The sequence below is a fragment of the Nitrosomonas mobilis genome, from assembly GCF_900103035.1.
Taxonomy (GTDB): Bacteria; Pseudomonadota; Gammaproteobacteria; order Burkholderiales; family Nitrosomonadaceae; genus Nitrosomonas; species Nitrosomonas mobilis.
Genome location: NZ_FMWO01000034.1, coordinates 1 through 11,759 on the forward strand (window position 1 = coordinate 1; position 11,759 = coordinate 11,759).

General features: G+C 50.3%; 9 protein-coding genes. 5 read left to right on the forward strand and 4 right to left on the reverse strand.

The features are described 5' to 3' along the window. The coding region (locus tag NSMM_RS03390; protein WP_090283480.1) for an IS1595 family transposase at nucleotides 1–860 on the reverse strand (860 nt) is incomplete at its 3' end. A gap of 415 nt (nucleotides 861–1,275) precedes the next feature. After that, nucleotides 1,276–1,470, reverse strand: a complete 195-nt coding sequence (locus NSMM_RS03395; RefSeq protein WP_090284639.1) for a hypothetical protein — start codon at nucleotides 1,468–1,470, stop codon at nucleotides 1,276–1,278. Between the two features lie 138 nt (nucleotides 1,471–1,608). On the opposite strand from NSMM_RS03395, the gene NSMM_RS03400 reads away from it, so the two are divergent. Continuing rightward, the gene (locus NSMM_RS03400) at nucleotides 1,609–2,577 is read left to right on the forward strand and encodes an IS1595 family transposase (RefSeq protein WP_090284641.1); all 969 of its coding nucleotides are present in this window, start codon (nucleotides 1,609–1,611) and stop codon (nucleotides 2,575–2,577) included. 148 nt (nucleotides 2,578–2,725) lie between these two features. On the opposite strand, the gene NSMM_RS03405 is transcribed toward NSMM_RS03400, so the two are convergent. Together NSMM_RS03405 and NSMM_RS03410 are read right to left on the reverse strand one after the other, a co-directional pair. After that, nucleotides 2,726–3,565, reverse strand: coding sequence for an SDR family oxidoreductase (locus NSMM_RS03405; RefSeq protein WP_090284643.1), 840 nt, complete (start codon nucleotides 3,563–3,565; stop codon nucleotides 2,726–2,728). After that, entirely contained in the window at nucleotides 3,562–4,788 is a 1,227-nt protein-coding gene (locus NSMM_RS03410; RefSeq protein WP_090284645.1) for a bifunctional alpha/beta hydrolase/OsmC family protein, read from the reverse strand. The genes NSMM_RS03405 and NSMM_RS03410 overlap by 4 nt, the downstream gene beginning before the upstream one ends. A gap of 92 nt (nucleotides 4,789–4,880) precedes the next feature. On the opposite strand from NSMM_RS03410, the gene NSMM_RS03415 reads away from it, so the two are divergent. From NSMM_RS03415 to NSMM_RS03430, 4 genes are all read left to right on the forward strand, one after another. Continuing rightward, entirely contained in the window at nucleotides 4,881–5,960 is a 1,080-nt protein-coding gene (locus tag NSMM_RS03415; RefSeq protein WP_090284647.1) for an AI-2E family transporter, read from the forward strand. Between the two features lie 391 nt (nucleotides 5,961–6,351). Beyond that, complete coding sequence (locus NSMM_RS03420; RefSeq protein WP_090284649.1) at nucleotides 6,352–8,694, forward strand: acyl-CoA dehydrogenase; 2,343 nt, start codon at nucleotides 6,352–6,354, stop codon at nucleotides 8,692–8,694. Further along, nucleotides 8,691–10,523, forward strand: a complete 1,833-nt coding sequence (locus NSMM_RS03425) for an AMP-dependent synthetase/ligase (protein WP_090284651.1) — start codon at nucleotides 8,691–8,693, stop codon at nucleotides 10,521–10,523. The genes NSMM_RS03420 and NSMM_RS03425 overlap by 4 nt, the downstream gene beginning before the upstream one ends. Before the next feature lie 436 nt (nucleotides 10,524–10,959). Next, the gene (locus tag NSMM_RS03430; RefSeq protein WP_090284653.1) at nucleotides 10,960–11,412 is read left to right on the forward strand and encodes a DUF302 domain-containing protein; all 453 of its coding nucleotides are present in this window, start codon (nucleotides 10,960–10,962) and stop codon (nucleotides 11,410–11,412) included. Nucleotides 11,413–11,759 lie beyond the last annotated feature (347 nt).

The window sequence follows — 11,759 nt, forward strand, 5'->3', positions numbered from 1 at the left end:
AAATCAAAACGGCGATTGAAGCGATAGGAGAATTCTGCAAGATAGCGCTGTGCATACTTGGCGTGATTGAATGCATGGTAGGTTCCGCTGAAGGCAGTCTTGAGATTGCCAAGAAGCGTATTGACCCAGCGAAACTCGGCACGCTGCACAGCAGATTTGCCACTTCCCACAATATGGCGCTCATGCTGCGCGGCTGTATGCGTAACCGCCCCGAAACACCCCAAACCATCAGATACGACTCGTGCAGTAGATGACAGACATTCAGCCGACCACTGTTTGAGCGCTTCATATGTAAAACCCGCTACGGGGGTCAAGCGTATATAAAGTGGCTTCCCCTCGCTGTTTGTTTGTATTGCCGCTACAAATGGCGTCTTACTTGCCGCGCCCCGCCCGCGCTTTCCCGGCCTTTCACCTCCCAGATAAGCATCGTCAACCTCCACGCGTCCATCCAGACGGCGTTGCTCTTCGCGCAGCAGCATGGTCTGTAACAGCTTATGCTTGATCGACCATGCCGTTTTGTAACTTACCCCCAGCTGACGTTTGAGTTCCAATGCACTGACCGCATTCTTGCTTTGCGTCATCAAGTAAATGGCCAGAAACCAGGTTCTTAGCGGTAATTTAGTATTTTCAAACACGGTGCCGACAATTGAAGAACATTGGTAGCCACAATCCAGGCATTCCCATAGCTTGCGGCCGTTATGGGTACAGGAATATCGCTCCCCATCGCAGCGCAGGCATCTCCAGCCATGTGGCCACCTCGCAGCAAACAATGCTGCTTCACATTGTGCTTCCGTGCCATATTGATGCAGAAATTCATGCAGTGACAGGCCTGCCTGAAACTGAATTTTATTCATCGCCATTGCCATCCTCCTCTGATTTTGCTACGTTTCTTCGCAATTTATAGATTTTACAAGATTTCTGAGAGAAGTAACTAATCAGGAAATACAATGAACCTGTGGTTATGATCATGATCAGAATAGAGCAGAAAACTATATGCATATTTAGTCATTTTACTTCCTTAATTAAAGATTACGGTGAGTGAGTAGGCTACTATCAAGGCTGCGACAACCTTCGGGTATTTTAGCAATGCGATTATCCCCACGGTCAATGCAGTTATGCCTACCATTGAGTCGAGCATATAACCCCGGTCACCGATGAACCATGGAGATATCGCACGTAGTTTAGAGTGAATACCACAGTCCATATGATCATGAGTGTTCTTACGATACTACTAATTTTGACGTTCATTTTGTTTCTCCCCACGCTCAGTTAAAATTATTGATCCCACCATATCCTGTAATAGTCGTGCTGGTCTAAGTCGCGCTTCCTTCTTATAATTTTCAGATCCATCAGTAAGGCTATTGTAAATTGATAAGACCAATACGCCATGATGCCTGCTATAGTCAAAAATATAATCGCTGCCACACCGTTCATTATCCAAACCACACCTGTTGCTAAAATTTCACTCATTTTGTTTCTCCTTACTGTTATGTTGTATTTCGTGATGCGGCGTATGCGTATAGGAAAAATAAAGGCTATGTCTGCATTAAACGTTGGAACTACCTTTTTGTCGAATAGGCTGGAACATTAAGACTGGAGGGTATCGTTATGAAAGCCGCTGATTTTCGGGAGTGGTTGGAAAAGATATCGCAACTTAATCGTCGTCAAAAAGAACAGGCCAAACATTATCTGAGCGAGGCGAAGCCACAAGCTGTGGTTGTGAAATATCTTGAGGATTCTTTTGAGCCGAGTTGTCCGGCCTGCCAGGCGGATCGCCCTCATCGTTGGGGGCACCAGGCGGGGTTGCAACGTTTTCGCTGTTGCTTATGCAAGCACACATTCACGGCTATTTCGGGAACTCCTTTGGCCCGTCTGCGGCATAAGCAATGGTTGAATTACAGTGCAGCGTTGATTGAAGGTTTGACCGTGCGAGCTAGCGGCAGGCAATGCGGAATAGACAAAAACACCAGTTTTCGCTGGCGCCATCGGTTCCTGACTTTGCCGGCGGCTACTAAAGCCAACCACTTGCAAGGAATCATTGAGGCGGATGAGACCTTTTTTCACTCTTCCTGCAAAGGTCAACGTCACCTGAATCGTCCACCGCGTAAACGCGGCAAGCAAATCCATGTACGTGGAACAGGCAAAGATCAGGTGCCGGTGTTGGTAGTACGCGACCGCTCTGGTGCAACAGCAGATTTCATGTTGAATGCGCTTGATAAAAAGACAATTGAGCCGCCTTTGCGGGCTATCCTGGCAAAAGATGCCATTTTCTGTAGTGATGGCGCTGCCGTCTACCGGTCTGTGGCTCACAGCCTCGGAATTACCCATCGCCCCGTCAATCTCTCTGCTGGAATTCCAGTCATTGCTGGTGTTTACCATATCCAGAATGTTAATGCCTGCGACAGCAGACTTAAACAGTGGATGAAAAGATTTCATGGGGTCGCAGCCAAATACCTGGAAAATTACCTGGGCTGGCGTAGATGGCTGGAACGTTGGGGCGGGCACAACTCGCCAATCATTGGTCTCCAGGCCGCTCTCGGACGAGAAAATCAGTTTCAACTATTAATGCAGACATAGCCATTTATTTAGTACCTATCTCAGTGACTGGCGTTAAGTAGAACGAAGATTTTTTGTATACTCCTTTCACAGGAAGCTCTTTCGAGCCTGTCGTGGGTCGAACACCATATATTTCCACGAATGCTCCCACAGTGAGCAGATAACTGCCTCACTGATGATCGCTTCCCGCCTTGGCCAGTAGCTTATCAAGCATCCGCACCGGTAAAATACGTTTCAGCAGGCCAAACAAATGAGTTGGAAACGTGACATAGTAACGAGCGGACGGGTGATTGGCTTCAAGAGCGTGAATCACTTTCTGCAGCACGGCTTCCGGCGGCAAGGTAAACGGAACGGCGGCTCCTTTTTTGTTCAGGCGACTCTGCACAGCCAGGTACCGGTCTCTATGCACGCTTTTTTCAAAATCAATATAGTGTATAAGCGCTTGCATGGCGTTAGCGCGAAAGTTAGTTGCGATGGGACCGGGTTCGATCAGGCTGACGAAAATCTTTGTGCCGCGCAGTTCCAGACGCAAGGTATCGCTCAATCCTTCCAGCGCAAATTTGGAAGCATTGTATGCCCCACGAAAAGGCATGGCAGCAAACCCTAGTACCGAACTGTTCTGAATGATGCGCCCATATCCTTGCCGGCGCATCACCGGCAGAATGAGATTGGTCAATTCAAGCCAGCCAAAAAAATTGGTTTCAAATTGCGCGCGGATCGCTTCGCGGCTCAAGTCCTCCACTGCCCCCGGCAATCCGTAGGCGCCGTTGTTAAATAATGCGTACAGCTTACCATCGGTACGTTGCAGCACTTCGGTAACCGCTTGGTGGATAGAAGTAGAATCGTTCAGGTCGAGACGGAGGCTTTCCAGCCCCTCGGATCGCAACATGCCGACGCTTTCTTCGCGACGTGCAGTTGCAAACACACGGTAACCGCGTGCATGCAATCCCTGGGCGACACAATAACCAATACCGCTGGAGCAGCCAGTAATCAATACTGATTTTTTCATAACGGATCTAATATACTGATAACACGCATTTTACCCGTCAATGTCTGATGAACCGGACAACGGTTAGCAATCTCCAGCATACGTTGCCGTTGCTTGTCATCCAGATCGCCCATGATGCGTATCGTGCGATCCAGCTGATCGATCATTCCTTCAGGGCTGTCGCAATCCTCACAATCTTTGGCGTGTATACGCTGATGCCTGACATGCGCCTCGACTTCCGTCACGGGCAGCGCCTTATGGCGAGCATACAGATTCAGGGTCATCACGGTGCAACCTGCCAGGGCGGCACATAGATGGGCATAGGGATCAGGCCCCAGATCCTGTCCTTTCATTGCTTCCGGCTCATCGGCAATCCAGTGATGTCTGCCTGCACGTACTCGACAAGTAAAACCATCCACCAAGCGACCATTGACAATTGCACCCTCAATTTCTTCAGCACTGTTGTCAGAAACATTTGCAAAGTCTGCCTTGTCCAGATAAAGATTCGCCCAGCTGACGATAACCTGTCCAGCATATTGTGCATCACGGCTATTACTGAGAAGATGATCTGCCTGATTAAGACTGATGAAGCTTTTGGGATGTTTGGCAGCAATAAAAATGGCTTGCGCATTATCAATTGAGACAATGTTATCTACTGGTGTATGCATGACAAGCAATGACGGTTTCATCAAAGCCAGCTGGGGCAGGATTTCCTGACTGCGAATATCTTCGATAAATTCTCGCGTTATTCGAAACGGTCGTCCGCCCAGATTGACCCGCGCAGAACCATCCCGTTCGATTATCGCCAACTCATCCTGCATGTGGTGCAACACATGTTTTGCTTCTGCCGGTGCATTGATCGTAACCACGGCGCGGCAACTTTCCAGTTGCATGGCGGCAGCCAGCACCGCCGTTCCTCCCAGCGAGTGCCCCACCAAGAGTTCTGGTGCGCGATAGTTTTCAGTCAGCCAGTCCGCGGCGGATAGTAGGTCGTCAATATTGGCCGAAAAATTGCTATCCGCCAAATTCCCATCACTTTCCCCCAATCCAGTGAAATCAAACCGTAGAACAGCGATACCCTGCGCAGCCATGGCACGGCTGATATAGAACGCCGCCCGGATGCGCCGGGTGCAGGAAAAACAATGTGCAAACAGCGCAAAAGCACGGGGTGGCCCGCTGACAGGCAAATCAAGATTACCCGCCAGTTCCAGCCCTTGACGGTTAGTAAATTTTATTTCGCTCATGATTCATAATCTCAATAGAATAGCCAATCAAGCATAATTCGGTGTAACGCCCAATTGACAGTAACATCAACGATTTCAGGATTATTATACGCATGGAACTGATTAAAGACTGGTACCGCCGCTACTTCTCCGATCCGCAGATCATGACACTTGCGCTGCTGCTGATCTCTGGTTTTGTATTCATTCTTCTCTCAAGTGAGATTCTGGCTCCACTTTATATCGCGATCATCCTCGCCTATTTATTGGAGGGACTAGTACGAAAAATACAGCATCCGGGAATGCCGAGGTTGGCTGCTGTCATCGCGGTTTTCACCATCTTCATGCTGTTTTTGATCATTACCCTGTTTCTGCTGATCCCGAATCTATCGAGGCAAACAACCTTATTTCTGCAGGAGCTGCCCAAGATGATCACCAGGGGAGAAAGCATGCTGATTGCGCTACCGGAATATTTTCCAGACATGTTTTCTGAAGCGCAGGTTACGGAATGGCTTGATCGTATCAAACAGGAAATCATGCTGGCAGGACAGCATTTGCTGACCCGCACGGTATCCTCACTGGTCAGCCTCATCACTTTTATCATTTACGTCATTCTGGTGCCGTTCTTGGTCTTTTTCATGATGAAGGACAAGGAACGCATCGTAGATTGGGTAAGTCACCACCTGCCTCGCAACCGGGCACTCGCCAGCGCAATCTGGATTGATGTAGATCGTCAGATCGGTAATTACATTCGCGGCAAGTTTTTTGAAATTCTGATCATCTGGTTTGTCTGCTACATCACCTTTTCCTTATTTGGCCTCAACTATGCAACCTTGCTAAGTTTTCTGGTCGGACTATCAGTTATCATCCCCTATGTGGGGGCGGTCATCGTCACGATACCGATTGCCATTATCGCCTATTTTCAGTGGGGTATCGGTTCGGAATGGTCGTATCTGATGTTAACTTACCTGATCATCCAGGCACTTGATGCAAACGTACTGGTGCCGCTACTATTTTCTGAAGTGGTCGGGCTGCATCCGGTTGCAATCATCATCGCTGTTCTATTCTTCGGCGGAATCTGGGGGGTAGGTGGTGTATTTTTTGCGATCCCACTCGCCACCCTTGTGCAGGCAATATTAAAAGCTTGGCCAACTCGGCAGAAAGTTGCACAGATTGCCGAAAATGCTCGGAATTGAATGCTGTCGCCACATGCAAACCACTTTTCCGATACCAAATATGCTCATCCAGAATACCTGTAGGGCCCCTCTAAAAACCCACATTTGCGAGCATCCCCTTCGGGGGTTGCCTGCTTACCCCGTCTCGTCACAACACTGTGTTGCTTATAAAAAATATTTCCTTATATATCAATTGTATGATGCACCAACATTTTTTATTCGCGCCCAGCCTTGTTTAGAACTCTAAATTCTTAGAGGCGCCCTGTAATCAATAACCTGATATGAATTAAAATACTCTGTCAGAAAATCAGCCAGCCAGACAACATTCATAACTTGACAGCAATCTATTCTGCGGTAGTGTAGTCAATAGAAGGTAAAGAATCACCCCTAAAAAATTTGTGGAGCAACAGTCATGTTCGAGTTTATCCTGTTTATTTTATTGCTGCTTGCAGTCGTTGTTGCACTATTCATGACACCTTTCCTACGTCGCAACATAATTTCCAATCTAACCATACGACTATTCCGCAAACTGCTGCCGCAAATCTCGCAAACCGAGCAAGAAGCACTGGATGCTGGCACTGTCTGGTGGGAAGGCGAACTATTCAGCGGCAGGCCTGACTGGAACAAACTGACAGCCTATCCCAAGCCAGTGCTGACCCAGGAAGAAAAAATATTTATTGATGGCCCGGTCGAAGAACTCTGCGCTATGCTCGATGAATGGCACATCACTCACGAGCGGCATGACCTTCCGCCCAATGTCTGGCAGTTCATCAAGGAAAAAGGATTTTTCAGTCTGATCATTCCCAAGGAATATGGGGGGTACGGTTTTTCTGCGCTGGCACATTCCGAGGTCGTCATGAAGATCGGCTCGCGCAGCAATACTGCAGCGGTTACCGTGATGGTTCCCAATTCATTGGGGCCGGCAGAATTGCTCCTACATTATGGCACTGACGCACAGAAGGATTACTATCTGCCGCGCTTGGCCAAAGGACTTGAAGTACCCTGCTTTGCCCTGACCGGACCGGATGCGGGTTCGGATGCCGGATCAATTCCGGATGTTGGCGTCGTCTGTCGCGAAACATTCGATGGCAAACCAGACGTGCTCGGATTACGGGTCACCTGGGAAAAGCGCTATATCACTCTTGGGCCGATTGCGACACTACTCGGCCTGGCCTTTCGCGCACGTGATCCGCAAGGGTTGCTCGGGGGCCAGGAAGATCTCGGCATTACGCTTGCGCTCATCCCGACCAGCACACCAGGCGTGAATATCGGTCGCCGCCACTTTCCACTCAACGGCGCATTCCAGAATGGCCCCAATTCGGGACAGGATGTTTTCATTCCGATGGACTGGGTCATCGGTGGCCAGGAGAAAATTGGCCAGGGTTGGCGCATGCTGATGAACAGTTTATCAGTCGGACGATCAATTTCATTGCCAGCCACCAGTGTTGGCGCAGCCAAGCTCGCCGCGTGGACGAGTGGCGCGTATGGTCGCATCCGCACTCAGTTCAACCTGCCGATCGGGTATTTCGAGGGGGTAGAGGAAGCCCTCGCGCGAATTGCCGGTAATACCTACATGATGGATGCAGCGCGCATCATGACAGCAGGGGCAGTCGATCTCGGAGAGGAACCCTCGGTGATTTCCGCCATCGTCAAATATCATCTAACCGAACGCAGCCGCCAGGCAATCAATGATGCCATGGATATTCATGGCGGCAAGGGTATTTGTCTCGGGCCAACGAATTATCTGGGGCGCACCTATCAGCAGATCCCCGTTGGCATTACGGTAGAAGGCGCAAACATTCTGACGCGCAATATGATCATTTTTGGTCAGGGCGCCATTCGCGCTCACCCCTTCGTGCTAAAGGAAATCGACGCGGCCTGGGATCAGGATAAAAAACGTGGCCTGCAGGCGTTCGATCAGGCACTCGTGGGGCATTTGGCCTTTACCGCACGCAATGTCTGGCGCAGCTTTTTCTGGGGAATTGCCTGGCGGTTCAGCAAGGAAACACCCGCACAGGTCACCATTGACACCGCGAATTATTACCGGCTCCTGGCACGTTTTTCCGCTGCATTCGCTCTGCTCGCCGATATTGCCATGATCAAGCTTGGCGGATCACTCAAACGCCGTGAGCGGCTATCCGCGAGACTGGGAGACATTCTCAGTATGCTCTATCTCTGCTCGGCAGCGCTCAAACGTTATGAGGATGATGGTCGTCCTGCAGTTGATTTGCCACTATTGCACTGGTCACTACAGGATGCGCTCTACCGCATGCAACAGGCATTCGATGAGTTTTTGCTGAATTTTCCAACTAATGTTTTGATGCGCGGCTGGTTGCGACTAATAGTCTTCCCGCTCGGAAAACCCTTTGATCCACCGTCCGATGAACTTTCACACCAGATTGCGCGGCTACTGCTCACGCCCGGTGAGGGACGCGAACACCTGACGACCGGCATCTATTTACCGACAGCGGATCATGAGCCGCTGGCCCAGCTCGAGCAGGCTTTCGTCTGTTCAATTGCCTGCGAACCGATCGAGGCCAAACTGCGCAAGGCCGTCAAGGATGGCATGCTCAATGCACCTGACTCCGAAAGAATCAGCTCTGCCCTGAAAAAAAATATTCTGTCCGCAGAAGAAGCTTCTCTGCTGGAAAAAATGAAGGTTCTGCGCCGCAGGGTCATCATGGTAGATGACTTTTCGCCTGACTTTATGACAGACAACCGCTCAGCTGCTGCATCTGAGGAGGTGATACCATGAGCTCGCCCCAAGCCCCGCTGCGCACAGACATCATCACAGTAGAAGTTGCACAAACGCTTGATGGCCTGTTCCGTGAACGTGTCAAACAGACGCCACAGGCAATTGCTTACCGCGATTATGATGTCCATCAGGAAGTATGGCTAAATTTTACCTGGGAAGAGATGGCAGATGCCGTCGCATGCTGGCGTACTGCATTCCGACAGGAAAATCTTGCCCCCGGTGACCGGGTGGCCGTCATGCTGCGCAACTGTCCGCAGTGGGTCATGTTCGAGCAAGCTGCGCTGGCATCCGGACTCGTGGTCGTGCCACTGTATACGGAAGACCGTGCCGAGAATGCCGCATGGTGCCTGGAACATGCGATTGTCAAATTGTTACTACTGGAAAATCCAACGCAGTGGCAGGCATTGCGTGAAGTGAAAAACCTGCCAGCACAACTGACGCGTATCGTCATTCTGGAAGCAACGACGGATACCATGTATGCGTTCAATGATAGTCGCGTCCGCGCATTGTCTGAATGGTTGCCAGCCCAAGCAACGCAGGCTCCAGAGCCTGTCAGCCATGATCCCCATGCCCTGGCAACACTGATTTACACCTCGGGCACGACCGGCCGCCCAAAAGGGGTGATGCTGAGCCATCACAACATTCTGTCGAATGCATTCAGTAGCGCCCAGGTAGTCACCGTCACATGTGATGATCTGCTGCTGTCGTTTCTGCCGCTATCACACACCTTCGAGCGTACCGCAGGCTATTACGTACCGATGCTATGTGGCGCCACTGTTGCCTATACACGCTCCATCCGTCTGTTGCAGGAAGATCTGTTGACGATTCAGCCGACGATTCTGGTTTCCGTGCCGCGCATCTATGAAAAAACCTATGCCGGGATTCAGGACAAGTTGGCGCAAGGCCCTGCACTGGCGAAATTCCTGTTCAATCTGGCCGTGACTGTTGGTTACAGTCGTTTCGAGCATCAGCAGGGACGGTCTGGTTGGCAACTTTCTCATCTGCTGTGGCCACTGCTCGAAAAAGTGATTGCCCGCAAAGTCATGGATAAGCTAGGTGGACGGCTGCAGCAGGTCATGAGTGGAGGCGCCGCGCTCTCGCCGGAAATTTCGCGGGTGTTCATTGGTCTGGGACTGCCGATCCTGCAAGGGTATGGATTGACCGAAACCAGCCCGGTCGCATGCGCTAATCGTCTGGATGACAATCTGCCGAGCAGCGTTGGCAAACCCATCCCCGGTGTCGAGGTCAGGCTTGGGGAACACGATGCCCTGCTGATACGGGGGCCAAACGTCATGCTTGGCTACTGGCAAGACCCGGAAGCCACTCGCGCGGCCCTATCGGAAGACGGCTGGTTCAACTCAGGCGATATCGCACACATTGATGAACAAGGGCATGTCACGATTACCGGTCGCATCAAGGACATTATCGTTACCTCCACTGGCGAAAAAATTCCACCAGCCGATATGGAAGCCGCCATTTTGCGTGACCCAATTTTTGAGCAGGTAATCGTCATCGGCGAAGGCCGATCCTATCTGAGCGCGCTGGTGGTATTAAGCGAGCAAGGCTGGAAAGCCATTGCCGCACAATGCAATACAGATAACGACCCTGTTAAGCTGGCGCACAATGAGTATGCCGAGGAAATTGTGCTGGAAAAGATCGCCCGCCAGATCAGCGGATTTCCGGGCTACGCTAAAATCCATCGCGCCGCGCTGATTACCGAACCCTGGACAGTCGAAAATGAAATGCTCACCCCAACACTCAAGATTAGGCGCGCCAGAATCTTCGATCATTACAAAAATGAGATCGAGAAGTTTTATGCCCGCCATTGATACCATTCAGATAGCTCATAATTTGTACCTTGTTGGACAAGCAGTTTAAGATAGCAGCCATCAGCGGGATGAAATAACTGCACGACATGGTAATCCATACTAAAAACCACGCAGGCCAGTTAATCCCAAGCCATATACCGAGCTCAGACCTGAGCCGACCCAAAAAACTTTTGCGCCAAACAATCAATTCTCATAAACCAGTTGCATCCTGGAACTCATACCGCTGCAGCAAGTTTGCAAGGCATTTAGTGTCGCCAATACCTCATTTGCTTCGTCCTTGCGGTGGAGTTCAGAAAACCTTTTTAGGTTGAGAATAAATTATGGTATCGAGCCAGGCAGGCAATATTTCTCCACAGTAGCGGCTTCGTTCAACCTGTTCATCAAGCGGAATCCCATAACCCTTCCACTCTACTCACCCCTCCTAACGGAGCAATTTATGAAACCTGCACACTTGCTGTTTATATCTCTTCTGATTTCACTTTCTTCGCTGGCACAGTCGGCGGACGGTCTCATTACGATCAAGAGCCCACATGATGCCAAAGAAACCATGCACCGACTCGAAAAACTGGTAAAGAAAAAAGGCCTTAATGTGTTTGCACGCATCGATCACGCGGCTGGCGCGGCCAAGATAGGGAAAACACTGCGACCGACAGAAGTACTCATATTTGGTAATCCACAAGGAGGTACACCCTTAATGGAATGTGCGCAGTCGGTAGGAATCGATCTCCCCCTGAAAGCTCTCGTTTGGGAAGATGCGTTGGGGCAGGTCTGGCTTGGCTACAACGATCCCGTTTACCTGACCCAACGCCATGGCGTGGCGCAGTGCCCCGCGGTCGGCGGCTTGAGCAAGACGTTGTCTGCGCTTGCCGGGGAAACTGTTGCACGCTGAGGTAATGGGGCACACCATTCGTGTTCACATTTTACAGTTACAAAATCATTGCGCATAATCGATAATAGCCATCAGCCTCGTGAAAATAGCAGACAATATCTTATTAAAGTCATACGACTGAAACATATCGCTGCGCGTACAATCGGTCTGGAAGGGATAGGCATGCAAGCAACCTGTCGCACGTAAATAGCCTGCCGGCCGAGGAACGACGAGCGGCAGTAGCGGTGCTTGTTAAGGCCACATTGGTTAAAAAACCAAGCATTCCTATTTATTGATAGTATCGGCAAACATAGAGCTTTGAATGCAGCTGATAACCACAAGGATGCAGGCACTTTCGTTTGACAAGG

Coding starts and splice junctions, on each gene's coding strand:
- NSMM_RS03395 (WP_090284639.1), bottom strand. CDS start 1,470: ATGAGTGAAATTTTAGCAACAGGTGTGGTTTGGATAATGAACGGTGTG.
- NSMM_RS03400 (WP_090284641.1), top strand. CDS start 1,609: ATGAAAGCCGCTGATTTTCGGGAGTGGTTGGAAAAGATATCGCAACTT.
- NSMM_RS03405 (WP_090284643.1), bottom strand. CDS start 3,565: ATGAAAAAATCAGTATTGATTACTGGCTGCTCCAGCGGTATTGGTTAT.
- NSMM_RS03410 (WP_090284645.1), bottom strand. CDS start 4,788: ATGAGCGAAATAAAATTTACTAACCGTCAAGGGCTGGAACTGGCGGGT.
- NSMM_RS03415 (WP_090284647.1), top strand. CDS start 4,881: ATGGAACTGATTAAAGACTGGTACCGCCGCTACTTCTCCGATCCGCAG.
- NSMM_RS03420 (WP_090284649.1), top strand. CDS start 6,352: ATGTTCGAGTTTATCCTGTTTATTTTATTGCTGCTTGCAGTCGTTGTT.
- NSMM_RS03425 (WP_090284651.1), top strand. CDS start 8,691: ATGAGCTCGCCCCAAGCCCCGCTGCGCACAGACATCATCACAGTAGAA.
- NSMM_RS03430 (WP_090284653.1), top strand. CDS start 10,960: ATGAAACCTGCACACTTGCTGTTTATATCTCTTCTGATTTCACTTTCT.